This window comes from Alteromonas sp. ABH4_456 (assembly GCF_056160645.1).
Genome location: NZ_JBSWXO010000016.1, coordinates 1 through 26,693, shown reverse-complemented (window position 1 = coordinate 26,693; position 26,693 = coordinate 1). Strand labels below are relative to the sequence as shown.

27 protein-coding genes are annotated in these 26,693 nt (G+C 48.2%); 6 read left to right on the top strand and 21 right to left on the bottom strand.

Translation table 11 applies throughout. The features are described 5' to 3' along the window. Position 1: 1 nt before the first annotated feature. The 5 genes from proQ to ACXAG2_RS18865 all read right to left on the bottom strand — a co-directional run bounded on the left by proQ (position 2) and on the right by ACXAG2_RS18865 (position 3,423). Entirely contained in the window at positions 2 to 661 is a 660-nt protein-coding gene (gene proQ / locus ACXAG2_RS18885; RefSeq protein WP_119501351.1) for an RNA chaperone ProQ, read from the bottom strand. A 17-nt stretch (positions 662 to 678) separates the two neighbouring features. Then, positions 679 to 969 carry a hypothetical protein gene (locus ACXAG2_RS18880; protein ID WP_119501350.1) on the bottom strand — a complete coding sequence of 97 codons (291 nt, stop codon included), beginning with the start codon at positions 967 to 969 and terminating at the stop codon, positions 679 to 681. Continuing rightward, positions 966 to 1,442 carry a GAF domain-containing protein gene (locus ACXAG2_RS18875; RefSeq protein ID WP_474869563.1) on the bottom strand — a complete coding sequence of 159 codons (477 nt, stop codon included), beginning with the start codon at positions 1,440 to 1,442 and terminating at the stop codon, positions 966 to 968. Before ACXAG2_RS18875 ends, ACXAG2_RS18880 begins: the two co-directional genes overlap by 4 nt. Further along, entirely contained in the window at positions 1,435 to 2,124 is a 690-nt protein-coding gene (locus ACXAG2_RS18870) for an SIMPL domain-containing protein (protein ID WP_474869561.1), read from the bottom strand. The genes ACXAG2_RS18875 and ACXAG2_RS18870 overlap by 8 nt, the downstream gene beginning before the upstream one ends. A gap of 69 nt (positions 2,125 to 2,193) precedes the next feature. After that, the gene (locus ACXAG2_RS18865) at positions 2,194 to 3,423 is read right to left on the bottom strand and encodes a nucleoside recognition domain-containing protein (RefSeq protein WP_474869558.1); all 1,230 of its coding nucleotides are present in this window, start codon (positions 3,421 to 3,423) and stop codon (positions 2,194 to 2,196) included. A gap of 207 nt (positions 3,424 to 3,630) precedes the next feature. Between ACXAG2_RS18865 and ACXAG2_RS18860 the strand changes: the two genes are divergently transcribed. Both ACXAG2_RS18860 and ACXAG2_RS18855 read left to right on the top strand, forming a co-directional pair. After that, the gene (locus ACXAG2_RS18860; RefSeq protein WP_474869556.1) at positions 3,631 to 4,293 is read left to right on the top strand and encodes a hypothetical protein; all 663 of its coding nucleotides are present in this window, start codon (positions 3,631 to 3,633) and stop codon (positions 4,291 to 4,293) included. Continuing rightward, positions 4,290 to 5,027: a DUF3307 domain-containing protein gene (locus tag ACXAG2_RS18855; RefSeq protein WP_474869554.1), complete on the top strand. Its 738-nt coding sequence runs from the start codon at positions 4,290 to 4,292 to the stop codon at positions 5,025 to 5,027. Before ACXAG2_RS18860 ends, ACXAG2_RS18855 begins: the two co-directional genes overlap by 4 nt. A 27-nt stretch (positions 5,028 to 5,054) precedes the next feature. Here the strand turns inward: ACXAG2_RS18855 and ACXAG2_RS18850 are convergent, their stop codons facing one another. The 7 genes from ACXAG2_RS18850 to ACXAG2_RS18820 form a co-directional block, all read right to left on the bottom strand. Continuing rightward, complete coding sequence (locus ACXAG2_RS18850) at positions 5,055 to 6,176, bottom strand: pyridoxal-phosphate-dependent aminotransferase family protein (RefSeq protein ID WP_474844175.1); 1,122 nt, start codon at positions 6,174 to 6,176, stop codon at positions 5,055 to 5,057. A gap of 475 nt (positions 6,177 to 6,651) precedes the next feature. Continuing rightward, positions 6,652 to 7,521, bottom strand: a complete 870-nt coding sequence (locus ACXAG2_RS18845; protein ID WP_303575203.1) for an acyl-CoA thioesterase — start codon at positions 7,519 to 7,521, stop codon at positions 6,652 to 6,654. Then, entirely contained in the window at positions 7,514 to 9,370 is a 1,857-nt protein-coding gene (locus tag ACXAG2_RS18840; protein ID WP_474851594.1) for a protein kinase domain-containing protein, read from the bottom strand. The genes ACXAG2_RS18845 and ACXAG2_RS18840 overlap by 8 nt, the downstream gene beginning before the upstream one ends. Continuing rightward, positions 9,367 to 10,224: a 23S rRNA (adenine(2030)-N(6))-methyltransferase RlmJ gene (locus ACXAG2_RS18835; RefSeq protein WP_474869551.1), complete on the bottom strand. Its 858-nt coding sequence runs from the start codon at positions 10,222 to 10,224 to the stop codon at positions 9,367 to 9,369. The genes ACXAG2_RS18840 and ACXAG2_RS18835 overlap by 4 nt, the downstream gene beginning before the upstream one ends. Positions 10,225 to 10,319: 95 nt before the next feature. Beyond that, positions 10,320 to 11,945, bottom strand: coding sequence for a dihydrolipoyllysine-residue acetyltransferase (locus ACXAG2_RS18830; RefSeq protein ID WP_474869549.1), 1,626 nt, complete (start codon positions 11,943 to 11,945; stop codon positions 10,320 to 10,322). Positions 11,946 to 11,957: 12 nt separating this feature from the next. Then, complete coding sequence (locus ACXAG2_RS18825; protein ID WP_119501340.1) at positions 11,958 to 12,935, bottom strand: alpha-ketoacid dehydrogenase subunit beta; 978 nt, start codon at positions 12,933 to 12,935, stop codon at positions 11,958 to 11,960. Further along, a complete protein-coding gene (locus ACXAG2_RS18820) occupies positions 12,935 to 14,122 on the bottom strand; it encodes a thiamine pyrophosphate-dependent dehydrogenase E1 component subunit alpha (protein WP_474869633.1) in 1,188 nt (395 codons plus the stop codon). Before ACXAG2_RS18820 ends, ACXAG2_RS18825 begins: the two co-directional genes overlap by 1 nt. A gap of 386 nt (positions 14,123 to 14,508) precedes the next feature. On the opposite strand from ACXAG2_RS18820, the gene ACXAG2_RS18815 reads away from it, so the two are divergent. The 4 genes from ACXAG2_RS18815 to ACXAG2_RS18800 all read left to right on the top strand — a co-directional run bounded on the left by ACXAG2_RS18815 (position 14,509) and on the right by ACXAG2_RS18800 (position 21,634). Then, a complete protein-coding gene (locus ACXAG2_RS18815; protein ID WP_474869546.1) occupies positions 14,509 to 18,585 on the top strand; it encodes a S8 family serine peptidase in 4,077 nt (1,358 codons plus the stop codon). 86 nt (positions 18,586 to 18,671) lie between these two features. Continuing rightward, positions 18,672 to 19,823, top strand: coding sequence for a PepSY-associated TM helix domain-containing protein (locus tag ACXAG2_RS18810; RefSeq protein ID WP_474869543.1), 1,152 nt, complete (start codon positions 18,672 to 18,674; stop codon positions 19,821 to 19,823). Position 19,824: 1 nt separating this feature from the next. Beyond that, on the top strand, positions 19,825 to 20,298 hold the full coding sequence (locus ACXAG2_RS18805) for a hypothetical protein (protein ID WP_474851602.1): 474 nt from the start codon (positions 19,825 to 19,827) through the stop codon (positions 20,296 to 20,298). A 145-nt stretch (positions 20,299 to 20,443) separates the two neighbouring features. Beyond that, on the top strand, positions 20,444 to 21,634 hold the full coding sequence (locus tag ACXAG2_RS18800) for an NRAMP family divalent metal transporter (protein ID WP_474869631.1): 1,191 nt from the start codon (positions 20,444 to 20,446) through the stop codon (positions 21,632 to 21,634). Here the strand turns inward: ACXAG2_RS18800 and ACXAG2_RS18795 are convergent. From ACXAG2_RS18795 to ACXAG2_RS18755, 9 genes are all read right to left on the bottom strand, one after another. Further along, entirely contained in the window at positions 21,629 to 22,267 is a 639-nt protein-coding gene (locus tag ACXAG2_RS18795) for a Vat family streptogramin A O-acetyltransferase (RefSeq protein WP_474869541.1), read from the bottom strand. The two genes, ACXAG2_RS18800 and ACXAG2_RS18795, sit on opposite strands and share 6 nt — an antisense overlap. A 31-nt stretch (positions 22,268 to 22,298) precedes the next feature. Continuing rightward, on the bottom strand, positions 22,299 to 22,736 hold the full coding sequence (locus ACXAG2_RS18790; protein WP_474869539.1) for an energy transducer TonB: 438 nt from the start codon (positions 22,734 to 22,736) through the stop codon (positions 22,299 to 22,301). Positions 22,737 to 22,781: 45 nt separating this feature from the next. Then, on the bottom strand, positions 22,782 to 23,741 hold the full coding sequence (locus tag ACXAG2_RS18785; RefSeq protein WP_474869536.1) for an acyl-CoA thioester hydrolase/BAAT C-terminal domain-containing protein: 960 nt from the start codon (positions 23,739 to 23,741) through the stop codon (positions 22,782 to 22,784). A 103-nt stretch (positions 23,742 to 23,844) separates the two neighbouring features. Beyond that, positions 23,845 to 24,246: a GFA family protein gene (locus ACXAG2_RS18780; RefSeq protein WP_474869533.1), complete on the bottom strand. Its 402-nt coding sequence runs from the start codon at positions 24,244 to 24,246 to the stop codon at positions 23,845 to 23,847. Between the two features lie 176 nt (positions 24,247 to 24,422). Next, complete coding sequence (locus ACXAG2_RS18775) at positions 24,423 to 24,857, bottom strand: GNAT family N-acetyltransferase (RefSeq protein WP_474869531.1); 435 nt, start codon at positions 24,855 to 24,857, stop codon at positions 24,423 to 24,425. 128 nt (positions 24,858 to 24,985) lie between these two features. After that, entirely contained in the window at positions 24,986 to 25,180 is a 195-nt protein-coding gene (locus tag ACXAG2_RS18770) for a hypothetical protein (RefSeq protein ID WP_474869529.1), read from the bottom strand. A 99-nt stretch (positions 25,181 to 25,279) separates the two neighbouring features. Beyond that, positions 25,280 to 25,648 (bottom strand): hypothetical protein, encoded by a 369-nt coding sequence (locus ACXAG2_RS18765; RefSeq protein ID WP_474869526.1) that lies wholly within the window; start codon positions 25,646 to 25,648, stop codon positions 25,280 to 25,282. A 129-nt stretch (positions 25,649 to 25,777) separates the two neighbouring features. Then, positions 25,778 to 26,158, bottom strand: coding sequence for a VOC family protein (locus ACXAG2_RS18760; RefSeq protein ID WP_474869524.1), 381 nt, complete (start codon positions 26,156 to 26,158; stop codon positions 25,778 to 25,780). 134 nt (positions 26,159 to 26,292) lie between these two features. Beyond that, positions 26,293 to 26,580, bottom strand: a complete 288-nt coding sequence (locus ACXAG2_RS18755) for a hypothetical protein (RefSeq protein ID WP_474869521.1) — start codon at positions 26,578 to 26,580, stop codon at positions 26,293 to 26,295. Positions 26,581 to 26,693 lie beyond the last annotated feature (113 nt).

Sequence of the window (26,693 nt, the reverse complement as noted above, 5' to 3'; positions counted from 1 at the left end):
ATTACGACCTCTTGGAATTCGCCAAACGTAAAGCGTCTGCGTTGACTTTTACCACCATGCCCGAATCAAGTTGCACGTGAATACCGTCTTTAGCGACTTCAGTAATTACCGCATGCATCGGGGCTTTACCCAACTTCACTGTAACGGATGTGCCTGGCTGGCAATCGGCATCGGTAAGTTTGGCAGGTGGTGTTTTATTTGGTCTTTCAGAATTAAATTTAGTTCCCTTTTTCCCGCGCTGCTGAGGTTTTTCACCATTTTCGCTGCGTGGTTTGCGTTGGGGTGGACGCTTTTCGCCAGTGGTCTTTTGCTTCGCTTTGCGCTTTTCAGCCGCTTTCGCTTTGCTTTCATCCAACTGCTGCTTTGCGTGGTCAGCATGCTCTTTTTCAATTTGAGCATCCTGATTACCATCTAAGTCAACGCGGTGAGCGCCTTCTTTGATGCTGTGCAGATAACGCCAGCTGTTGGTGTAATGTCTTAATGTTGAACGCAGTAAGGTTTTGCTAACCCGTTCTTCATTTTCTAAACGCTGAGCCAGATCCTGAAAAATGCCAATTTTCAGAGGCTGTGCTTCGCCCTCGGTGGAAAAACAGTTTGGAAAGGTTTCTGCCAAAAAGGCGATGACTTCTTTACTGTTTGAAAACTTCTCTGGTGATTCCATCTATACTTTACGTGTGGTTAATAATAATCTTCATTGTCAGCATCATCCCAAGTTGCCAGCGTGTGGTCAACCCAATCAAGCAATTCATCGTCGTCTATGTCCAATAAATTGCGTGTTTGATGCCATGTTTCCCAGGTATAGTGCAATAAACGCTCAAGCCAGTGCGTATCCGCATCTTCATCGGCTCTGTCGTAAATGCAATGCAGAATGAAATTTATCCGCTCTGCTGCCTCTTCGGGTTCGTCAAAATTGTCTTCCATGTCGGCAGGTGTTGCCAGCACAACATGGATATCAACATATTCTTTCATCGCTGAGAATCCAGTAAAGCCTCAGCCAGCGCTTCCAGACCGGCCTTATCTTCTTCGTCAAACCGGCTGTATTCGGGACTGTCGATGTCCAGTACGCCCAATAATTTGCCGTTCAGCACCAGCGGAATAACGATTTCAGAATTGGATGCGGCGTCACAGGCAATGTGGCCTTCAAACGCGTGGACATCTTCTACCAGTTGGGTTTGCAGGCTTTGTGCCGCAGTGCCGCATACACCGCGGCCCACCGGAATGCGTATGCAGGCGGGCTGGCCCTGAAAAGGCCCGAGCACAAGTTGATCCTCTTTATACAAATAGAATCCGGCCCAGTTTACCTTTTCCATTCGGTTAAACATTAACGCGCTTAAAATCGCCATGTTGCCGATGAGATCGCTCTCACCGCTCATTAAACCCTTCGCCTGCGTCAGTAACTCTTTGTAAAACTCGTTTTTCAACTTACCCTCAATCTCATTCATCTATCGCGAAGCTGACGTTCACCCGTGCTTCCACGACTTGTTCACCGGGCATGGCTGATGAAAAGCTGTCGGCCTTCGCGGACATTTCCATTCTCATCACCGGCATGGGGTAACTGTTGCCGCTCTCTGACACTGCAATTACCTTACCTGTTTTTACGCCCAGTTCTTCTGCTAACAGTCCGGCGCGTAATTTGGCGTCTTTAACTGCATTTATCAAGGCCTTTTCGTAAGCATTATTCTGCTCACTGGCAATAAACTGAAACCCTTGTATACGATCTATACCGCGGGATAAAGCGCCGTCAATGATACGGTCATAGTTATTTATATTCGTATCCGTTACCTGAATTTCTCTGCTGAGTACAAATCCCCGTTGTTCACGGCCCTGAGGGGTAGATTCGTAATACGGATTTAAATTCACCTGCATGGACTGCACGTGCTTTTCTTCAATACCGTTGTCGAGCAGAAATTTAAGCACAGACTTCATGTCTGACTGCATCTGTGTATTCAGTTTAGAAACGGTTTCGCCTTTTTCTTCCATCACAAATGTCAGCGTATAGGCATCGGGTACAACGGAGAAAGAGCCTTTGCCGCTCACCTGAATAACCGGTTCCATGGCTTGGGCACTGGCCAGAACGGGCATCGCTGCGAAGATTACTGCGGCACTGATTTGTTTTAAATTCATTTCTGTCACCTTATTTAAATGTCAGACCTGATTATGCTTACGTCAACTGAACGGCAGGTGAACAAATTCTTAACCAAAAAACCAGTAACTGACTAAAATTGCAGCAAAAATTCCTGCAAAGTCTGCCGCCAGACAACATGCTACGGCATAACGGGAGTGCTTGATCCCCACGGCCCCGAGATAAACGGCAATAACGTAGAACGTTGTTTCTGTCGATCCCTGAAGGACCGAGGCCAGTCTGCCGGCGAAAGAATCTGCGCCGTGATGCTGCATCGTTTCTATCATAAGCGCTCTGGCGCCGCTGCCACTGAGAGGTTTCATAATGGCAGTAGGTAAGCCATCCACAAACCGGGGGTCGCCGCCTGAAGCGGTAACCATGTAGCCGATGCCGTTAACCACCATATCCATAATGCCACTGGCTCTCAGCATGCCAATAGCAACCAGCATGGCTAATAAAAACGGGATCAGCGAAACCGCCACATTAAAGCCTTTCTTAGCGCCGTCTATAAATAATTCATAGGTGTCGAGTTTTCGCCGCCAGCCGGTGACGAGTACCGCAACAATAAACGAGAACAACAAAAAGTTCGCCACAATGGCAGACTGCTCTGCCAGCTCTTTTGCTGCCAGATGGGAAAAATACACAATCACTGCACCCAGCAGACCAAAAATACCGGCCAGATACAAAACCACCACACGGTTAAACAGGTTCACCCTCTGCACCAGACAGGTAATGATAAGCCCCGCCATGGTAGAAGCGCTGGTTGCCAGTAAGATAGGAATAAATACGTCAGTAGGCTGTGCCGCGCCCTGCTCTGCCCGGTAGAGAAAAACCGCAATGGGAAACAATGTCACGGAAGACGTGTTCAGTACCAGAAACAGGATCTGACTGTTGGTGAGGGTTTCTTTATCTGTTGCCAGAGTTTGCATATCCTGCATCGCTTTTATGCCGAAAGGCGTAGCAGCGTTATCCAGCCCGAGTACGTTCGCCGACATATTCATGGTGATGCTGCCAAGTGCAGGATGATTGCGGGGAATATCGGGCATGATCCGGCACAGAAATGGTGCCAGTACCCTTGAAAACTTTTCTATCATGCCTGATTTTTCGGCAACTTCGAATATACCCAGCCAGAATGCCAGTACCCCTATCAGACCGATAGCGATATCCACGCTGAGTTGCGCCATGCTGGTGACAGATTGCATCACATCCTGAAAGCCACCCGGTGAGGCGCCAAAGAAGGCCTGCCAGACGGTGGACAGAAAGGCGAGAACAATGAATGATAACCAAATACGATGCAGCATAATCCGTTATTGTGTCTGTTGTTGTTATGCGTCGTAGTCTACCGGATTTATTTCTGCCCGCATGTTATTTATGACAAACGGAGAACTCTGTACGATAAAGCCGGTGATAGCATCCGGTATTCAGCGTCATTTTCTATGCAACATCCTGTCCTTGCAAAAGGAAAAGCAAGACTCAGGGCTTGCATATTTAAAAGCAAGGATATAATCTTGCCTGGTAACGAAATAACCAGGGATAACAACATTATGGCTGCGGTCCTTACCGGCGATCTGGTCAAATCTACCGCCTTGACGTCCTCTGATTACCAGCACACCATGTCGGCGCTCACCCGCCAGTGTGAGGCAATAAAAGCACGGACAGGCTGTTTATACGAAATATTCCGCGGCGACGGCTTTCAGTTTGTTTTCGAAAAACCGGAGGACGCTGTAACCGCCATGCTTGAACTCAAGCTCTATCTCAACAGTCAGATAGACGGGTTGCAGGTCAATTGCACCCAGGCGCTGGCAACGGGCAGTGATGCCGTGATAAAAGCCACGCCCGGTACATCTTCCGGCAAGGTATTTGTTGAATCAGGCCGCGCTCTGGACGAAGCCCGCAGCGGAGAAATCGTTGTACGCACCCCACTGGCAGAACAGCAAATCGCTACCGGTATCATCTGCACACAGTTAAGCTACATACTGAACCGGCTCAGTAAAAAACAGGCTGATTTGCTGTACCATTACATTCATCTGGGGTTTCCGTTACACCAGGTGCTGGCAGAACAACAGCAAACCTCACGGCAAAATATCAGCGAACGCCTGAAAGCGGCCGGCGGGGATTTACTGGAGCCATTTATTCATTATGTCACCAACTTAAAGGAAGATGCCGGATGACACTCTTTCTGCTTTTGCTGAGCGCCCATTTTATCGGCGATTTTTACCTGCAACCGGCTAAATGGATCCAGTGCCGTCACGATAAAGGGTTGCAATCACCGTCACTGTTTCTTCATGCCGGTGTACATGCGGCCCTTGCACTGGTGGCGCTGTGGCTGGCTGACGCAGGATTATGGCAGGGACTGGCAGCAGCAGGTACCATTACCGTCAGCCATTTTCTCATCGACTGGGCGAAAGCAGGACACAAAAGTCACCTTGCCTTTGCACTCGACCAGCTTGCTCACTTTCTGGTTATCGCGCTGGTCGCCCTGTCATTCACCAAAATCGATATTGCTTCGCTGCTGACCAGTAAAGCCATCTGGCTGACCCGTGAAAACCTGCTCTACCTCACCGGATACATCATTATTTTTAAACCGGCCAGTATTCTTATCGGGCAACTGTTGTCACAACATGCTGAACAACTGAAGAAAACGCAGGGTGAAGAAGAAGGAAAAAGCCTGGGCAATGCCGGGCGCTGGATTGGTTATGTTGAAAGATTGCTGGCGCTGTCTTTTATTCTTGTCGATGAATACACAGGGCTGGGTTTTCTGGTGGCAACAAAAACCGTGTTCCGCGTAGGTGACCTGTCCCGGGAACGGGACATGAGACTGACAGAATACATGATGCTGGGCACGCTGATGAGTTTTGCCATTGCGCTGATAACGGGCTGGCTGGTACTGGCATTAAAACCCTGAGCCGGGTATCCGGCTCAGTGATGCTTACTAGCGGATCGCCTTTTCAAGGCTGGCCAGACAATGGTCGATATTGCGATCTTTACACGCATATCCCATAAGACCGATACGCCAGACTTTTCCGGCCAGCGCACCAAGACCGGCACCGATTTCCAGATTAAAATCATTCAGCAACTGACTGCGCACCTGTGCATCGTCCACACCGTCAGGAATAACAACAGCATTCAGCTGAGGCAACCGGTATGCCTCATCCACAGCCATAGACAGACCCAGTTTATCAAGACCAGCCACCAGCTTTGCATGCCCCTGCTCATGGCGTTGCCATGCCTGCTCCAGACCTTCTTCTTTCAGCATTACCAGTGATTCGTGCAGGGCATAAATACTGTTAACCGGCGCGGTATGATGATAAGCCCGTTTGCCGCCCTGCCCCCAGTATCCGACGATAAGATTCATATCGAGGAACCAGCTCTGAACCGGCGTGTTACGTCCTTTGATAACGTCAACTGCACGGTCGCTGAAAGACACAGGAGATAAACCGGGCACACAACTTAAACATTTTTGCGAACCGGAATAAATGGCATCTATGCCCCAGCCATCCACATCAACTTCAATACCGCCCAGCGAGGTAACGGCATCCACAATGGTCAGGCAATCGTATTGCTGTGCCAGTTTACACAGGGCCTGAGCGTCGTTACGCACGCCGGTAGAGGTTTCTGCATGCACGAAAGCCAGAATTTTAGCATCAGGATGGGCTTTCAGTGCTGATTCTACTTTGTTGAGATCAGACTGATGTCCCCATTCATCTTCAACCTTAATGGCCTCACCACCACAGCGGACTACGTTCTCCACCATGCGGTTACCAAATACGCCATTGATGCAGACGATGACTTTATCGCCCGGTTCTACCAGGTTAACAAAACAGGCTTCCATACCCGCCGACCCCGGTGCAGAAACCGGCATGGTCAGCGCATTGGTCGTTTTAAATGCATATTGAAGTAACGCCTTTGTTTCATCCATAAGCTGAACAAACAGCGGATCAAGGTGACCCAGGGTAGACCGGCACATCGCATTAAGTACACGGGGAGAAACATCGGAAGGACCAGGCCCCATTAAGGTACGCTCAGGCGGAATAAAAGTTGATGGTGTTGTCATAATCGTGCCTCAGACTGCAATTTAAATGTAAAACTATTGTGGCACTATCAACGCTTACGGACAATTGCACATTCCCGGTATAAAGAAGATGAATGGCTATGGCGGTTAATCATTCACCGTGATTTAGATTCGTTCTGTTGAATAAAATGTGACCAACTTGTGGGTAATTTTTGTTCAACCTGGTGGCTGGTCAGAGCAGAAATAAGCTGTTGTTTTTTAAACAGGGATGGAACTGAGAATAAGTCTCTGATAATGTATCGATAAATTTTTTCAAAAATTTGTTTATAAAGTGAGCGGTTTTGTTCTATAGTTACGATCCGTTGTGAATAAGTTCACAAAACTTCTCCCTTGTAAAAGTTAGCGCACGGCTCAGCAATGAGCCATTCCCCTAGGCCCGGATGAAAATTCCGGGCATTTTTTATTCTGCGAAAAAATTATTCACCGGCCAGTTGCTGCCGGAGAATAGCCGGCACAGTTATTCACCCTGCCGGTCAATTTTACGCATCAATCCTTCCTGCATAGTGGAAGCCACCAGCTCACCCTGCCGGTTGAATATCTGGCCTTTCACAATGCCACGGGCATTGCCGCTGAACGGGCTTTCTGCCACGTATAACAGCCATTCATTAAAATTCACCGGTTTGTGGAACCACATAGCATGGTCAATAGTGGCAATACGCAATGCACGGTCGGCCATAGAAACACCGTGGGGCTGCAATGCTGTACTTAAAAAATGATAGTCGGACGCATAGGCCAGTGACGCCTGGTTAATTTGTGCATCAGTGCCCATTTCTTCCTGCGCACGCAACCAGATATAACGTAGCGGATCACGTTTCTTTGCAGAAAATGAATTCACGGCGTCAACCGTACGGATATCAACCGGCTTATGATAACTCAGTGCTTCCTGCATCGGACGGGCAAGTTTTTCATAATTGGCTTCATAGAAAGCGATATCGGGCGTGATATCCTGCGGCGGTGGTACGTCGGGCATGACGGCAAACTGATGCTCCATCCCGTCTTCGGGTAACTGAAAAGACGCCGTCATATAAAAAATATTTCGTCCTTCCTGAATGGCTTTCACCCGACGGGTACAGAAACTGCGACCGTCGCGGACAATTTCCACATCATACATGACCGGCTTTTTGGCATCGCCGGGTAACAGAAAATAGCTGTGGAATGAATGGGCAGTAAATCCGCCGCCTACGGTCTTGTAGGCCGCCGAGAGGGCCTGACCTAACACCTGACCACCAAACAGTGCACGAAATCCGAGATCCCAGCTTTGTGCGCGGTAGATCCCCTGCTCGATAGTCTCCAGCTCCATCAGTGAAGCGAGTTTAACTTCAGCCATGTGCGTTTATTGTCTCCATATTCGCTTGTTTCGGGTTACGGGGGTAATACTTTTCAGGCAACTGAGCACAATGCTCAAAGTAACGGGTATCTTTATACGGCAATTTCATAAAGCCGGAAATGCCTATCCCCCTGATATCAGGTACTGCCTGAACCAGTGCCGCCAGTAACGCTGTGAAGCGTTCCCGCTGGCTGTGATCAAGCAGCGTATAATAACTGTGGATTTTCAGATGCGCCGGCAATGCTTCAAATATCACGCATCCGGTATGATGAATTGTGTTCAGTTCTTCCAGTACCGACATAATACTGGCTGGCAGACGTAATAGTTCATCCGGGTCATCACCGTCTTCAAAATAAGAGTGCGTCCGGCTGTTATCCTGCACAACCGGCGCTCTGGACAGCTCAAAAGGGATCACGCATTCACTGCCGGGAATAAAAGGCTCTGACTCATCCTGCCTTTCAATGTGCAGTGTGTCTTTGGCATTAAACAGACAACACTTGAATATCCCTTTACGGTGGATAGCCCTGGCCAGCGTGATCACGTTGTTTACCGACTGTTCGAAGGAGACTTTCAGACTTTCATCGTACAGATTCAGACTTGAATCCACATAAATGCCGTCGGGCATCCAGCGGATAGCTATACCACCCACTACCGGAAAACGCCCCAGCCGGCTGACAGCAGAAATGAAACCTTTTTCAGTTTCACCCATCCCCTGAAGATAGTTTTTGTAATAGCGGTCAAACTGGGCATCGTTGATGTATTTCAGTTCAGCATCATTCACCAGCGCCGCTTCCCTAAGAAATGATTTACGGGAGCTGTACACTACTGTTTCAATATCTTTCTCCTGCGGAGCGCACCAGCACGGGATCATGGCTTTGTATTCCGCCGGTCTATCTTCTGTAAATACCATGCTGCGAAGTACATGCAGGTGATTAAAGAAGTAATCACCGCCCTGACGTTGTTTAGTTAAATCATCACTCAGCATGTAATCTAAAATATTTGCCAGCATTTTGGGTAAACCCAGCGACAGCGGCGTGATCACTTTGCGGCCATAACGGCTTGACTGACCTGATGCCAGCGCATACAGCGTGCTGGCAAGGCCCTGTTCGTCGAAACGCGGAGATGACAATGCCCCGTTCAGCTGTTCGTCACCGATAAAGTACACATCACCCAGACGTGCATTCGTTTGCTGCATATCACCGGACATCAAATCCATCACATTGTTGCCGGTATGCTGACCATTTTCATCCAGCTGGGCAAACACTGATGAACCCCAGTCAATTAAACGGGCGGTTTCAGTGTCGTCTTCCCACACCAGATTCGACGGTTTAATGTCGCCGTGCACCACGGGACGGGGAGCATGATTTACCTGATGACGGCGGAGCGCCAGCAGCACTTCCCCCATCTGTACCGCCAGACGCACTATCAGCCGTGGCGGCAACATCCCTTTCCGCAAACTCACCTGCTCCATATCGGCACCGGCAGCACGCTGCATGACCAGAATGGCCTGTTTACCTATTTGCTGGAATTCACACAATGCGGGAACCAGAGGATGCTTGATCTGCGCCAGCATGAAGGCTTCTTCTTCCAGCCGGTCCTGAACATGCTGTGGCAGGTTGATACGGGAGAATTTGAAAACACGGTGTTCACCGCCGGGAGACACGCCGGCGAATACAAAGCCGAATGCACCTTTACCAATCAGGCCCGTTTGCGTGTATCCCAGTTGCCGTAGCTGCTGATTACATAGCTCAACCCAGTTCCTGAGCTTGACGGCATCTTTATGTGCCAGAAGATAGACAGACTGATCTTCCGGAATATAAAAATGTTTAAGCCCGCGGGGTTGTGTCAATCGTCAGCTTCCTGTTTAAGCCAGGTCACACTGGCATGACTGTCAGCGCCGAGGTGAGAACACACTTCATCCAGGGCGTCGCGGAGTTGTTCATCCAATTGCCAGGGAGGATTCATCACCAGTACGCCGGAACCGTACATACCGGTATCGTCATCCGGCGACGCTACATGCAGTTCTGCCACAAAAGCGGTTTTTGCAATGTCTTTTAAGTCATCGACCATGTTCTCGCTGGCGCCGGACTTTTTCCCCGCCCGTGCCGACAACAACGGATACCACAGAACAACCTGCGCATTCTGCCAGCGACGGAACAGTTTGGTTACCGTGCGTTTAACATCCGCATATTCTTCAAAGCGTTCATAAGGTGGATCAATAAGCACGGCACCACGGTTAGGGTTCGGCGGCGTCATCGCTATCAGTCCTTCCAGCCCGTCACGGTGATGCACATGGGCATTACCGGCACCCACGCCTCTGATCACTTCAGACAAAATCCCCGCCTCTGCCGGATGCAGTTCCATAAGGTGCGCGGTATCCTGCAAACGTAAGCCTCTGGCAGCAATGAGCGGCGACCCCGGATACTGTTGTTGTTGCCAGTAAACGTTCATGGCACTTAAATAAGATGCAAGCAACGGCGACGTTGCACTGACCCCGGACAACGGGTCGAAACCAGACTCAAACTCACGGTTCTTCTGAGTTTGCTCACTGTTCAAAGGGTAGCAACCGGCCCCGGCATGGGTATCGAAAAGCGTGAAAGGCTTCTCTTTTTTCTTCAGGTATTGAATGACACCGGTCCAGCACAAATGTTTGATCACATCCGCATGGTTACCGGCATGAAAGGCATGTTTATAACTTAACACAAACAATCCGTTCCGCATGAATTAAGAACGTTATTGTAACACGTTATTTTGCAGAGAAAGAGCCATAAGCCGGCTCTTTACTCCACATCCGTTTATCAGGCCAGATGCATCAGCATGGCTGACGGGTTCTGCAAATAATGGCACCACAGGTTATTAAACTTCACCATGGTTGCACCATCTATAATGCGGTGATCGCCGGACCAGTTAACATGCATGATATGCTGCGCTGTCACATTCCCGTTATCATCGAACCTGGGCAGTTTTTGCGTTTTACCCAGCGCTACGATAGCCGCTTCAGGTTTATTGATTACCGGCGTGGCAGTAATACCACCCAGTGCACCAATATTGGAAACCGACACGGTACCGCCCTTCAATGCACTTGCCGGCACTTTACCTTCTCTGGCCTGCTCAATAATAGTCTGCATCTGTGAAGCAATATCAAACAGGCTTAAATCCTGAACCCGTTTAATATTCGGCACCAGCAGGCCAATTTTACTGTCTACGGCAAAGCCGACGTTATGATCGTCAAAGTAATGCAAATATTCACCGTCATCAGACATCTGGCTGTTGATCACCGGAAATTCTTTTAATGCCAGAGACAGTGCTTTAATGAAAAACGGCATAAAACTGAGTTTAACGCCTTTCGCTTCGAAGGCCGGTTTAAGCTCAGCGCGCAGTGCAATGAGCTTATCCATCACCAGTTCATCACTTACCGTGAAATGCGGAATAGTTTGCACTGACAATTGCATTTGTTTTGCCATCGTCGCCTGTAATCCCCGTACCTTCTCCGTACGTTTGCCACCGGACTCAACAGGTCGTCTGGTTTCTTCTGATGCCGTTTTTGTCTGCTTTGAGGCATCGTTAAGATCATTGTTTGCATTTAACGACTCTGCTGCACGATAGACATCCTGTTTGAGCACTCTGCCTTTTTTACCCGAAGCCTGCACCGATTTGAGATCGATATTGTGCTCTCTGGCGATTCGGCGAACGGCCGGACTGGCCAGTACTTTTCCCGGAATCGCCACCGGCGGCTCAAAACTGCCTTCCCGTGCGGCGCTCTCAGAGGTTGTCGCTTCAGGAGTTGCTGTTTGAGAATCCGCGACCTCAGCCTGTGTATGAGCGGGCCCGCTTTGCGAAGAAGTACCGGCACTGTCGTTATGATCCAGGGCAAACAAAGGTGCATGCACTTTTGCAATGTCACCTTCACCATAATATAGCTTTGTGATCACGCCGGCGTGTTTGGCGGGAATTTCCACCACAGCTTTGTCAGTCATGACTTCCACAACCACCTGGTCCTCTTCAACAGACTGACCCTCAGTGACCTGCCATTTCACAACCTCACATTCAACAATGCCTTCACCGATATCCGGCAGTAAAAAGTCTTCACCTGCGCCGGCGCTGGCATTAGTAGTGGTACTTGTACTGGCCGGACGATCTTGTGAAGCAGCGCTTTCAGCTTCAGGTTCCTGCTTTGTAAACTGTTCTGACGTAGCCATGGCGAACAGTGGCGCATGCACTTTAGCGATGTCTCCCGGTTGATAGTGAAGTTTCATTACCGTACCTGCATGCATGGCAGGAATTTGTACAGTGGCTTTGTCTGTCATCACCTCAGCAACGGGCTGATCTTCTTCTATCACATCCCCTTCGGCTACCAGCCACTCAAGGAGTTCACATTCCACGATACCTTCGCCGATATCAGGCAATATAAATTCTGTCGTCATTGTCGTTTGCCCTTAGTAATGCATGGTACGGAGAATGGCTTCGTAAGTTTTAAGTTCATCCGGCATGTACTCTTTTTCATGAGAAAGCGGATACGGCGTATCCAGACCGCAAACTCTGGCAACCGGCGCTTCCAGGTACAGGAAACACTGCTCCTGAATAGTTGCAGCAATCTCACTGGCAAAGCCTCCGGTCAGCGGCGCTTCATGATTGATGAGTAAGCGGCCTGTTTTCATCACGGACTCAGCGACGGTTTGCGCATCCCAGGGGGCAATACTGCGCAAATCAATAATTTCGCAGTTAATGCCGTCATCCAGCGCTTTTTCGGCGGCCTTTTGCAGAATTTCAATCTGAGCACCCCAGCCAACCAGGGTGATATCTTTTCCTTCCTGCACGACATCCGCTTTCCCCAGCGGCAATTCATAGTCCTCTTCAGGCACATCGCTAACTGATGCCCGGTACAGGCGTTTCGGCTCCATGAATAACACCGGGTTGTCGTCACGGATAGAGGCCAGCAGCAAACCTTTTGCCTGATATGGGTTACGCGGCACCACAATCCGCAGGCCCGGACAATGAGCAAAAAAGGCTTCCGGTGACTGGCTGTGATAGTGTCCGCCGGCAATGCCGCCGCCGTACGGCGTGCGGATGGTCAGTGTGCCGCAACTGAATTGTCCGCCGGAGCGGTAACGGAATTTCGCCGTCTCGTTAACGATCTGGTCAAAGGCCGGAAAAATGTAATCACCGAACTGGATTTCAGCTACCGGCACTGAACCCTGCGCAGCGAGACCGTTGGCAAAGCCGATTATGCCCTGCTCCGTAAGCGGCGTATTAAAACAGCGGCCTTTACCAAATTTCTCCTGTAAATGACTGGTGGCACGGAATACACCGCCAAAATGACCCACATCTTCACCGAATACCATCACACGCTCGTCTTCTGTCATGACAGTGATAAGCGCATTGTTAATTGCCTGCAGCAGATTCATTTTTGCCATTATTTTATTCTCCCTGCTGTTTTCGGATACGCTTGCGGATAACGGGCGATGTGTTGCTTAAGTGCCTGAAGCTGATCGTTGAGATGCCGGGGAACGTAGTCGTATACATCTGTCACAATATCGTCGATGGGGTTAACCGGTACTTTCTCGGCTTCTTTAAGGGCCGCTAATACCGACTCGCGGGTCACTGTTTTACGCTTTTCTACAGCGTCCGCGTCAAACCAGCCTTTTGATTTGAGCCACTCACTTAAACGCAATACCGGATCCTTCTGGCGCCACTTCTCTTCTTCATCTTTAGACCGGTAACCACTGGGATCATCGGAGGTGGAATGGGCCGCCAGACGATAAGTCATCGCTTCAATAAGCACAGGACACGCTTCTTTAAGCGCAATTTCCTTTGCCTGTCTGGTGGCGGCATAGACAGCCAGTGGATCATTACCGTCCACCCGGATCGTTTTCACCCCGTACCCAATCCCCCGGCTGGCAATACCGTCACCGGCGAACTGTTCTTCAGCGGGGGTTGAAATGGCATAGCCGTTATTTCGGCAAAAGAAGATGACCGGACAGCGCAATACCGCTGCCATATTCAGGCCGGCATGAAAATCTCCTTCTGACGCCGCACCTTCACCAAAATAGCAAATCGTCAGCGCCTTTTTGCCGGCCATTTTCTGGCCATAGGCATAGCCTGATGCCTGGGGGATCTGTGTACCTAAGGGAGAAGAGATGGTCATAAAATTAAGCGCTTTATCACCATAATGGATGGGCATCTGACGACCTTTATTCGGATCCTTTTCATTACTGAACATTTGATTCATAAACTGCTCAGTTTTATATCCGCGCCATGCCAGAGTGCCCTGCTCGCGATACTGAGACATGATCATGTCGTCGTTAGTTAATGCTGCTGCGCTGGCAACGGCAGCCGCTTCTTCACCGGTAGAAGCCAGATAAAAACTGATTCTGCCCTGACGCTGCGCCGCCACCATCCGTTCATCAAGAATGCGGATAAACTGCATCACTTCCAGCATTTTTTCTGCGGTATCACGGGTGATGTCCGGTTCTTCAGCGTCCGGGTGTACCGTACCGTCCGGCTGCAGAATTTGCAGCATGGGGATGTCTATCAGGCCATTTTCTATTATTTTTACCTGACGGGTGGTTTTCACGCTGGCGAGATGATTTCTGTCCTGCACAACTAAGCCCTCATTAAGTGGTGCCACTACGGCAATATCGATAGTGATAATGCTAGTGTGAATTCTCAAAATACGTGTTGCTAAATGCAGGTGGTCCCATCAATAAGGGAAAATGGTTATCCGCCTCAACAGGTTTCACGTGGTCATTTTATCCTACGGTTTTAACATTGATTTAAAATAAGACCACACTTAACTTTACATTAGCCGTCCCGTATAAAAAGTTTAATGAAAGACAATGGTTCATAAGCCGTTCATATTTAAGAAGGTATACTTTTACGTACTGATGTTCAGGCAGCCTGAGTGTAAAACTCGCCTGTGATATATAAAATCTGGTATAAGCTTTTTAACTGAAAAAGTAAAAACGCGCGCGGCAACGGGAGAAGTGTATGAATTGTCGAATCGCCTTAGCGGTTTCATTTGCGCTGAGTAGCAGCATTATTTCATTACCGCTGATGGCGGATACGGCAAAACATAAATCCGGTAAATCCGTTTATATTGTTGAACTGGATGAAAGTCCTGTGGCCACCTATGAAGGAGGTCTGCAAGGTTTTATCGCGACGTCCTCAGAAAAAAGACGCAATAAGTTAAATACACGCTCTGATGCAGTCGTTCAGTACCGCCGTCACTTGAAGAACCGCCAGTCAACTGTATTGTCAGCCATCGCTGATGGCACAGACACACCAAAAGCCCTTGCACAGTATCAACTGGCCTTTAACGGTTTTGCTGCAAAGCTCACCCCGGCGCAGGCGAAAACCTTGTCACAAACAGAAGGGGTAAAAAAAGTACGCCCTGACACGTTACACAAACTGAATGCCTATGTGGGACCGGCCACTATCGGCGCCCCGCAGATGTGGGACGGTACAGAAACCTCGTCCGGCTCTGATGTGCTGGGTGAAGGCATGGTGGTTGCGGTTCTGGATACCGGCATCAACACAGATCACCCGTCTTTTGCGGCCACCGGTGACGATGGTTATGCTCACACCAACCCGCTGGGTAACGGAAATTACCTCGGAGACTGTGCAGGAAGCTATCCTGCTTTGTGTAATGACAAGCTCATCGGCGTATACAGTTATCCGGCGATTGTTAATGCCTATTCCGACACTGATATTTTTCCGTCAGGACTCCCCGAAAACGGTGAGGATTACAACGGTCACGGCTCTCATGTAGCAGCAACCGCTGCAGGGAACATTCTTTATAATGTTGCGGAAGTGATCCCCGACTACGATCAAACTGTCAGTGACGGTGTGGAGACCGGTTATATTTTTGAAGAAGCCTCCGGCGTTGCACCTCATGCGAATATTATTTCTTATCAGGTATGCTATCCCGGTGAAGATGACGACACTTATACTGGGTGTCTTGAGTCCGTCATGCTGGATGCCGTTGAAGATATTATTGACAGCGGTATTGTGGATGCCGTGAACATGTCGATTTCAGGCGGCGACTTTCCCTGGGACGGACCTTTAAACCGTGCGTGGCTTAATGCCCATAATGCCGGAATTTTTGTTGCCCAGTCTGCGGGCAATGACGGGCCCGATGATGCAACAACCGACAAGCATGCCCCCTGGATGACCGCTGTTGCTGCCACATCTCACGGCATCACAGTGTCGTATGAAAAATCCATCACAAACTTTTCCGGTGGCAGTTACACCCCTTCCGCTATGCAAGGTTTCAGTAACACCGGTTCAATTACCGCTGATATCGTATACGCCGGCGATTTTCCCAACGGCAACGATCCATCCGGCGATCCCGGTCAGTGCCTGGAACCCTATCCTGCCGGTACATTCAGCGGACAAATTGTTGTTTGTGACCGTGGTGATATTGCGCGGATCCAGAAAGCTAAAAATGTCGCTGAAGGCGGTGCCGCAGGTTACGTGCTGGCTAATGTGCAGGGCGGTGACAGCTTTCTGGCTAACGATGCCTATGTAGTGCCGGGCATTCATATAGATGCCGATGCCGGCGATGCACTGAAACAATGGCTGGCATCCGGTTCCGGTCATCGTGTAACTATTACTGACGCATCCGCTGAGGTTGTCACCGATGAAACAACCGCAGATAAACTGGCAGACTTTTCTTCCCGGGGTCCGAACAGTTCAATCAGTACATTGTCGCCCGTGATTTCTGCTCCCGGTGTAGAAATTTATGCTGCATGGGCAGATGAACACTATGGACATGAAGAATCCGGACCGGCCCCCGCCGACTATGCGTATTCATCAGGTACATCGATGGCAAGTCCCCATGTAGCCGGCGCGGCTTTACTGCTTAAGCAGGATCATCCGTCCTGGACACCTGATAACATCCGCTCAGCCATGATGATGACAGCCAATACCGGTGTGGCGCTTTCAGGTACAGATGTTGCAGCCAACTGGTTTGAAATGGGCGCAGGCCGTCTGCAGGTAGACGCGGCCACTCAAACCGGGCTTATCATGCAGGAAACAGCGGCGAACTATTCCGCTGCAAATCCGCAGGAAGGCGGCGAACCGCGTTCTCTTAACGTGCCCGCCGTAGTGGATGAAAATTGCGTCACCTCATGCAGCTGGACCCGCACAGTTACGGCAACACGAACAGGAAGCTGGCAAGTGACTGCAACAGCAGTGACGTCCGGATTAAGCACAACGGTATCGCCCTCCTCTTTCTCGCTGGCAAGCAGACAATCGCAGACCCTCACGTTTACCATGGATACCCTCGGAACCACTAACTACGCCTGGGCCTATGGCAGTGTAAATCTCACCAGCAGTACCTCACCTGATTTACACATCCCCGTTGCTGTGTATGCTTCTAACGGCAGTATTCCTCAGTTTGTTGATCTGACAGCCCACCGGAATGAAGACAGCCGTTTACTTAAAGATGTTACGACAGCAGAAATTGAGTCTTTTAACTTTCAGTCTTACGGATTAACACAGGTAACCACCGTGGTTGAGACAGTCAGTGAAGATCCGACACCTGACGAACTTTTTGATTCTGCCAGCGGTACTGTGATAACAGAAATCAACGTAGAAGAAGGTGCGCTGCGTTTATATGCAGAAATTTATGATGCCACCGCCAGTGACCTGGATTTGTTCCTTGTTTATGACGCCGATGGCGATGGCAGCCCTTCAGACGATGAGATCCGCGAAGAAAGCAGTTCCCTTGAAGCCGATGAAGTCGTTGACCGCCTGAATCCCGAAGCCGGCACCTGGTTTATCGTGGTACAGAACTGGGAAGGCTCTTCAGCCTCCTCCGACAGTTATATGATGGATTATGTGCTGGTGGATGCTGATGACGAAGGCAACCTCACCGTTTCCGGTCCGCAAACTAATGCGGCCCTCTCGCCCTTCGATTTACGTATTTTATGGGATCTGGGAGACAGCAGCGAAGGAGATAAATTCTTTGGTGCTTTCGCGCTGGGTACCAGCAGCAGCGAAAACAGTAATGTTGGCGTGACCCATGTTGTCATTGAGCGGGAAGAAAATGATGTCTACATGTCGGCGCCTGATGATGGCCGTGTGAATAAAGGTGGCCAGCAGACCTTCAATGTAAATATTATCAGCAATACAACCGGAGAAGATCGCGATTACACCGTAGGCGTTACCCTGCCTGATACGGTCTCACTGGTCGCCGGTTCCGTATCTGATAATGGCAGTGTCACCAGTAACCGTGTGTACTGGGAAGTCACTCAACCAGACAGTGAAAGCACCGGCGCTGATGCACAGACATCAGCTGCTGCAACCTTATCGTTTGCGGTCACAGTGGAAGACAGTGCGTCCACAGGCCCGCTATCTTTGCAGGCATCCTCAGTAGTAACAAATATCCCTGGTGCAGGCTCTGAGAATGCAGCCGTATTCAGTGACGTGCAGGTCGAAGGCGCACCGGTAGTCACGATTGCCGGCGGTACAACAGCCACAGCAGTTGTGTCATCAGGCAACAGCCTGTCTGTAACAGCAGAAGCTGACGAGCCTAATGGTGATGCGGTAACCTGGTCGTGGGAGCAGTTATCCGGTCCGGCATTAACTTTAAACGGTACGAATACTGCGACAGTAACGATTTCTGCGCCTTCTGTACAAAGTGACACAACCGCTGTACTGCAGGTAACCGCAACCGATCCATCAGGCAATCAATCTGTGGCATCTGTCACTGTCACCATTTCGCCGAATCAGCCTCCGGTATTATCTGTTACATCTCCTGCCAGTGTCAGTGCTGGCAGCACGATCACCATCAGGGCAACTGCTACCGATCCGGAAAACGACACACTCTCATTTACCATCGATGGTGTAGCCGGTTCCGTTTACAGTACTCAGGCCCCGGATTCTGCAGCAGGCTCGTCAGTCACTTACACTGTAACGGTGAGTGATGGCATCAATACGGTGACAGATACCGTGAATGTTGCCGTCACTGAACGTCAAAGCTCAGGTGGCGGCGGCAGTACCGGAATTCTGGCTCTTCTGCTGGTGCCGGTTATCGTATTTCGCAGATGGGTGCGTATGTAAAAAAGAATTAATATCATTTCTATTGAAAGCGATATTCGATAGAATCTGCAACCGGTAATGAAATTATACTTTTGGACAGGTTTTGCATGGCGCGTGTGTCTAATCGCTTTCTCTTTCAACTTCACGGCTGGTTTTCTCTCCCCGTGTGGGTGTTATTCAGCTTCGTATGTCTGACAGGTACTGTGGCGGTCATGAGCCATGAATTTGCCTGGCTGACCAACGAAAATATCCGTGCAGTAAACCCTGATAACCGTCCGGCACAATCTGTTGCAGAGTCTGTCGCCACCGTTAAAAAGACCTTTCCGGATGCAGACGTTACCGGCGTCAGCGTACGGGAAAGCTACATGGTTCACGAAGTCATGTTTACTGCTACAGGCAAACCTTTTGCCATTGCATATGTTAATCCTTACAGCGGTGCTATCCAGGAAGTAAACGATGGTGTCACCTTTATCGGTTTCATGCGTACGTTGCACGGATGGCTGTATTTCCCGTGGCATGGCAGTTACAGTCTTGGCTACTATCTGGTTTCCTTAATGTCTGTGGTCATGCTCGGGGCGTTAATAACCGGATTGCTCGTCTTCAAGAAATTCTGGCAGGCATACCGTAACCCCAAAATTCGCAGCCATCAGGGACCGCGTACACTGACCGCAGACTTACACAAGCTTGCCGGTGTATGGTCCATCTGGTTCATGGTGATCATGAGCGCAACTGGACTTTGGTATCTTATTCAGTCTGTCATGTGGCATGCAGATATTGAAGTGGATCCCTGGCCTGCGCAGCTTGACGCACAATCGCTTCCGGTATCCTCTCATAATACGCCAACAATGCCGGTATCTCTGGCTCAGGCCATTACAAAGGCAGAAAATACCTTCGACAATTTTCAGACCAGCTATATCATGATGCCGGAACATAACCGTGACACCTACAAATTGTACGGGGCCGGCAATAACCCCTTCTACGACGGTGCCAGTTTCCAACTGGCAGTTAACCCGTGGAACGGCGAGATCACGCAAACCATTAGCCCGCAAAATATGGATCCCCTGCAAACCATTATGCACATCGCCGACCCGTTACACTTCGGGACTATCGGCGGAATATGGACAAAACTACTGTGGTTTGTTTTCGGTTTAATCCTCTCCGGTATGTCTGTTTCGGGTTTCATTATGTGGTATTTACGTCTGGCAAAAGCACGAACAGCCAGCCGGCAAGCAACAGCTGCACGTTTACAGGAGGCTTAACATGGCCCGCTTAAAGAATAAAAAAACGGCGTCAAAACGTTACTGGTTAAATGCATTATTGCTGATATTGCCGGTCGTGTTTATCTATCAGTCATTTAATCCTGAATTTCCCGCCAGTTTGCCGGAAACCCAAGCCGGTGATTTCACGCTGACAGCAATGCCTTATGATGAAGACAAACCCTATCAGCATGACGGTCTCTACGTTAAAGATTTTCTGGTGATGTTTCAGGACGGTGGTGTTGATGAAATCAGACAGGGCTTTTTAAATATCGGTGACAAACCATTGCCAATTGAAGAAGCACAACAGCATGAACTCGGTATTTTACATGGCACACGACACGGACAGCATGTGCACGGTCTGGCTCAGGAACGCATCACTGCCGGCCAGAAAATTTGGGTAACATTGCAAACCTGGGATGGTGAAATTCATCAGGGCTCATGGGATATCCCCGCACATCTTATCAGTGACGTTTAATCTCTGATCTCAAAGCAGTTTGTTGTACACTGTGCCAACTCATCTGAATTAATTCTTCTGTAGCAGGAACACAGAGTTGGCACATTCCACCTTTTCCCTTGCCGGTTTGCGGCATCTTACACAGCTTCTCGGCCCCGGCGTACTGATGGCAACCGCTGCCATTGGTGGCAGCCACCTCGTTGCATCTACACAAGCCGGCGCAAATTACGGCTGGCAACTGGCATTGCTGGTGCTGGCGGTCAACATACTCAAATATCCTTTTTTCCGGGCCGGGGTCAGTTATACCATCAGTACCGGTGAAACCCTGCAACACGGTTATCTGCAGATGGGCAAAGGCTATCTGATCACCGCCCTGTTACTGAATGTCATTTCATCGGTTGTGAATGCCGCTGCTCTGCTGATGTTTGCAGCCAGCCTGCTCGGCTACTTTGTACCCTTCACAACCAGTATTCCTGTGTTAAGTGGTATTGTACTGGCTGCCATATTGTTCATATTGATTGCCGGACATTATTCAGCCTTAGATAAAGTCTCCAAAGTCATTATGGTGACACTGGTGATAGCCACGCTGGGTGCTACCTTTATGGCCTGGCAAAATGGTGCTGTGGCACCAGATGATTTTGTTTCCCCCTCGCCCTGGACAATGGCTGCAGTCGGATTTCTGGTAGTGACCATGGGATGGATGCCTGCCCCCATTGAGATTTCAGGTATCACATCGCTGTGGCTTAAAAAACAAAAGCAGGAACAATCAGTCACCCCGCAATCTGCGCTGTTCGATTTTAATCTGGGCTATTTTACTACTATGTTACTGGCACTGGTGTTTCTGGCACTGGGAGCCCTGGTGTTACACGGTGCCGACAACACGCTGGCCTCTGGAGGTATTGGCTTTTCAAAGCAACTGGTGGATTTATATGCCGGCACTATCGGTGAGTGGGCCCGCTGGTTGATAGCCGTAGTAGCATTTTTGTGTATTTTCGGCTCCGCCCTTACAGTATACGACGGCTATTCGCGGGCTGTAGCAGAGGCAGCGATGCTGCTTAAAGGGCAAAAAGATACGCCGGAAAGTATCTTTATTGTCGTGCTCAGTGCTGTTGCTGTAATCAGTTTTGCTATTGTGTTGTTCTTTAAATCTGCCCTGCTCGCCATGCTTGGATTTGCGATGACACTGGCCTTCATGACCACGCCGATGTTTGCTCTGTTAAACCATAAACTGGTAAAACAGGCTGCACTAAATGACGACGTAAAAGCCAGCCCGCTGGTAACGCTATTAAGTTATGGTGGTCTGATTTATCTGTTCGGGTTCCTGGCGTTGTTCATTGCATGGAAATGGTTTTTATAAACCGCCGGCTGTGCGGAGTGCATGAATGTCCGCCCCCACTATCGCTTCCAGATTGGCGGTGATTTTCTCTGCACTCCAGTTCCACCATGCAACAGACTCCAATGTTTCGATAATACTTTCCTCAAAACGGTATTTAATGACTTTCGCAGGATTGCCACCCACCACGCTGTAAGCAGGCACATCTGCAGTGACAACGGATTTGCTGGCAATGACTGCCCCGTTACCTATTTTTACCCCGGGCATTACCAAAGCCTCGTAACCAATCCAAACGTCATTGCCAATTTCAGTGTCCCCCTTATAGGGTAGATCTCCATCGCCTGGCATCACTCTCTCCCATCCATTGCCAAAAATTTGAAACGGATACGTAGAGAAGCCTGAAATTTTATGATTGGCTCCGTTCATAATGAATTTCACGTCTTTGGCGATGGCACAAAATTTTCCGATAATCAGCTTATCGCCAATAAAGGGAAAATGGTAAAGCACATTACTCTCAAAGCGCTCTGGACCGTCCGGGTCATCATAGTAGGTATAATCGCCTACAATGATATTGTCAGAAGTAATAAAGTTCTTCAAATATCCCACTTGCGGGAAGCCCGCCATTGGCGATTTGTTATCAGGATTGGGGCCGTTCATTACTTGTCCTTCATTCGATGAAAACCGGAGATTATTCACACAACATGGATGCCTGCTGCTGGCAATTTGAAACAGATTCGTCCTGAGAGCTTCCTCCCATGCAGAAATCCAGCCTTATCAACTTTTCTTCACCAGCCGGTGACTTACCGTTTGCCAGGGTCCAGTTCCACTCTTTTATAACTCCGGTTGCCGGCCCGGCAATACCTTTCTCGGGTACTGAACTGACAAGCGTAATGCTGTTAGTTGTTCCGTTTTTATCGACACTGACTTTAAATATTCCGCAGCCGGTAACCCCTTCCATCGCCATTTCAATGGGGTAACGAGGCATAAATTGCTTATCCCTCAGCCAGGTTGCCTCCATCTTTATTGGCTCAATGTGCGTTAATTCCACTGACGCATAATTGGTTGCGGCCACCCCGGCGGCGGGTAGTAAGAACTGTAGTGCTAAAAATATATTTCTGTATTTCATAAACCTTTCCTTTGTGAATGAAAAACATGCTGTAAAAATAGCCTCTCAATCGTCACGCTTAATGTCGAGGGTAGCATCTTCGAAAATGGGTACGAAATCTTCAGTACTGTCCAGCTTAAGAAGTACCGACAAGTTAATACTCTGAAGATCTGGCGGAACACTGACACTATCTAAAAACATACGATTCAGTTCTTCAGAAGCGTCCAGCATTTTATAGTCCAGCAAATGATCCAGTTCCGGATAAGTAAAATGTGTACATGAAGATGATTCATTTTGCCTCATCCTTTCACAAATACTTTCAGCCATTGAAACAGATGGCCAGATTTCATCTTTTCCACCGGAAAACAAATACACATTTCCTTGTATCTCTTCTGCTTTGATTGACGCTTTACCGCCATCTTGTCTGTTGGCTAATGACTGTGAATAAAGATCGAGTAAACCACTGACGGCCCCCGTCGGATTAAATTGAACAAAATCCAGCTCCTTTTGCCCGGAGGTCCAGCTTGAACCGGGTGTTTTTTGCCAGTCATTCAGAATACCAGCCCAAACTACCGCACTTGGTGCAATCGCGATAACACGGTTAAATGTGGCATCTTTTGAAGCCAGCAACAGCGATAATTCTGCCCCTTTCGACCATCCGGCCACAGTCAGATTCTCGTTTTCAGGATGCTTATGAAGGAGCCATTTTTTAGCTTTATCAAAATACTCTAACGGTATTTTTTCCAGTTCATCGGGCAGTGATTCTTCCTTAAAATAGGCAACAGCCAGGACAGGAAACTCATCAGCGGCTATAACGTTTGCAAGTATGGAAGGAATACCGCCTTCTGAGCCACCCAACACAATAACCGGCTGTTTGGCTGAACCGGCAGAACTGACTGAAGGCTCATAGTAGTGTCCGACAAAGCCATTTTCTTCAACGTTGAGTTTTTGAACGTCAGTTCCTGATGCGAGAGCATGGAAACAACATGACAAAACAAGTAACAACACGCTTCTTTTAAATTTCACAGAAAAACACTCCTTTGTGAGGTAACCAATTCCTCAAAGTACAGCTGATTTACTGCGCGATATCGAGTCGCGAGCGGGTTTGTGAGATTGTATGGTTCGTGTATCACTCTGGCAGGCCACCGAACTTTGGTACGTCTTCTAACGTCTTATTCCACGCTGCTTTGCCAGATAAAAAAATGTGTGCAGTTGGTAATATAGGTATATCAGTATCCAGACACCCTGCCGGAACAACAAGTAAGTCTGCTATCTGAGTGTTAGGTAATGCCGAGCCACACCGCATACAAAAGCTTTTGCTGTGACGAGTGCCCGGCAGCGTAAAGGTAGTGACCACATCCGGACCGGACAGCCAGACTAATTTAGCTGAGCTTGAGAAAAGATTTGCCGCATGAGCAGAGCCCGTGTCTTTTTGGCAGTACTGGCAGTGACACAAATAAAAGCAATCAAAATCCCCTTGCACCTCGAATTTTACGGTGCCGCACAAACAAGAACCATAATACTTAGTCATAAAGCCTCCTCTTGTTGCCTTAATATCACGGGTTCGTAATACCGAGGGGGCACAAACACGTTGTACGGTAAGATCTAGTGATGCTGTAAGAACTAAACCGGCTACTCACCCCGTGAGGAGGACAGAGTTTAAGCGTTATGGTCCCCGCAAGCGATACGAAATCCTTGAATAAATTGTTATTTACATGTCTGTTCGTAGACAGAGGGTTGCCATACCTGCATCAAAATTTCCGGATTGGCAACTGACTGAAAGCCAAACTGTGCGTACAAGCCATGCGCATCGCTGGTTGCCAACATAAAGCGCCGTAAACCCTGAAGTTCCCCGTGTTGACATATCGCTTCCATAAGCAGTTTACTGATGCCAAGCCCACGATAATTTTCAAGCACGAAAACGTCGCTCAGATAGGCAAATGTGGATTTATCAGTAATCACACGGGCGAAACCTGCTTGTTCATTGTTACTGCCATAAGCACCAAACACGAGTGAATTTTTTAGTGACCTTTCAAAAACCTCAAATGGAATATTCTTAGCCCAATATGAATTGGAGATAAATGAATATACGAGATTAATATCCAGGTCTTCAAAGTTCGTAGAAATTTTAAATCCGTTCAACTGTATGAATTCCTTTGAAGAGTAAAACAACCGCACGCCGCTGCAAATATTTCTATGTGACAGTAGCAGGCAAAGCACAAGGTTCCCGGATTTTTTCCCGGTAACAGTTGCGAATAATAATGCCGCTTTTAGATCGCACTTTCTGCTTCATGTTCAATTAAAAGTGTATAAGAGCTGATAACACCGGCAAAGTTACAGTTAGACTGAACGGATATAATGTCCCAGCCATCACCAATTTCTGCGATTTGTTGGTTTAATAAATCTAAATCTGGCTCCGTAAGAAACCAGTTCTTCTTTTTTGAAAAGTGCACTATTTTTCGCATTAAACTTTCCTTGTTCATTCCTTATCGAATCACTGTTTAGCGTGCTGTTTTTAAGAAATTTCTCCAAACATCGATGGCAACTATTCCGGTTGCATATTCTTAAAAATCTTCCCCAAACAGCAACTTACCACTCGCGAGTTGTCCATCCCAGTCAACGGTTTTAAAAGCGTTGCCTTGCTTATTGAAGTGCAGATACATTTTTTGACGACCTGATTCGAGGACCACTAGATCTTCTTCCCTCGCAATCCACGCAACAGAAGACCAACTTTGAAGTTTTGTAATACTGCCATCTTCGGAAAAGGAGAAAATAAATTCACGCTCTCTCCAGTTGTAAGACCACGTAGAACCGGCAATTTTTGATTTAAAAGCAACTCTCGCTACCTCTCTGTCAAATTTATCTTCACCAACGGCTTTAGGAAAAAATTCAAACAAAATCAGTGCTAATATAATTAAAAAAGTATACTTCATTTAACTTCCTTGTTCTTGCTCCATAGTTCCCTGCTCAGCGGTATAAATACACAGGCTAAAAATAGTTGAAGAATGACGCAGCCCATTTTTTAATGTTCCGGTAAACCTGTCAGCGACTTGAGTAGCTTATTATAAGCGTTTTTCAACTTTCCAGGGAGGATTTAAACGGTTCTCACCTGCCCGGTAAAGCTTGATTTTATTACCAGACGGATCTTTAAGAATAGCCTCTTTCCATAGGTACCTTTGTTCTGTTGGTAGTTGTTCAAATTGAATACCACTCCGGGACAAATCAGCACACAGTTCATCAAGTTCTTCATGCTCGAAGTAGATTACAGATCTGTTTTCAAACTCTTCAGTTTCGAGTGATAAGGAGAAAGTCGAGTTACCTTCCGGGCAAGAAAATCTGGAATAATGCGGTGTATCGACAATTTGAGTAAAACCGAGCTTCAGATAAAAGTTAACGGCAGCATCCATATCTTTTACTGGCAAAGTAATTTGATTAAGTTCCATTTATACTCCGGAAATATAAAACCCAAATAAAGTGGCTGCTGGCGGTCCAATGTTACCAGGCACCTTCATACTGTTTATTTGCTTTGAAAGCCTCAATTTCTAAAGGTGCCTTGTCATATCCGAATTCAGCTCTGTTATGTGTCATGATTTAACAACTTCTGAATAGCTTCCGGGTCTTTGGAAATTTGACGCTCGATTATGTTTAACAACGTCTGTTCAGAGACACCAAAAAAACCAAACCATATATACCCTACTAACGACATGGCAAATACCGGTGCAAGATATGATAAATACTTTGTAATCCCCAGGTTGTCGTAAAAAGGGAATGCAAAAACGAATAGCAATAAAAATAATGATGTGGTTTTAGCAATTGCCACACCTTTTTTGGCTTTGACGTAGTCCTTTATCTCTGAACTTTCCATTCAATTAGTCCTTAAATTTCTGCTAAATAACTGTTCTTAAGTGTAGAGCACCCCATAGGGGAACTCAGTGTGATTTCTGCGATCAGATCAATCGCCAAAAAGAAATTACCGAG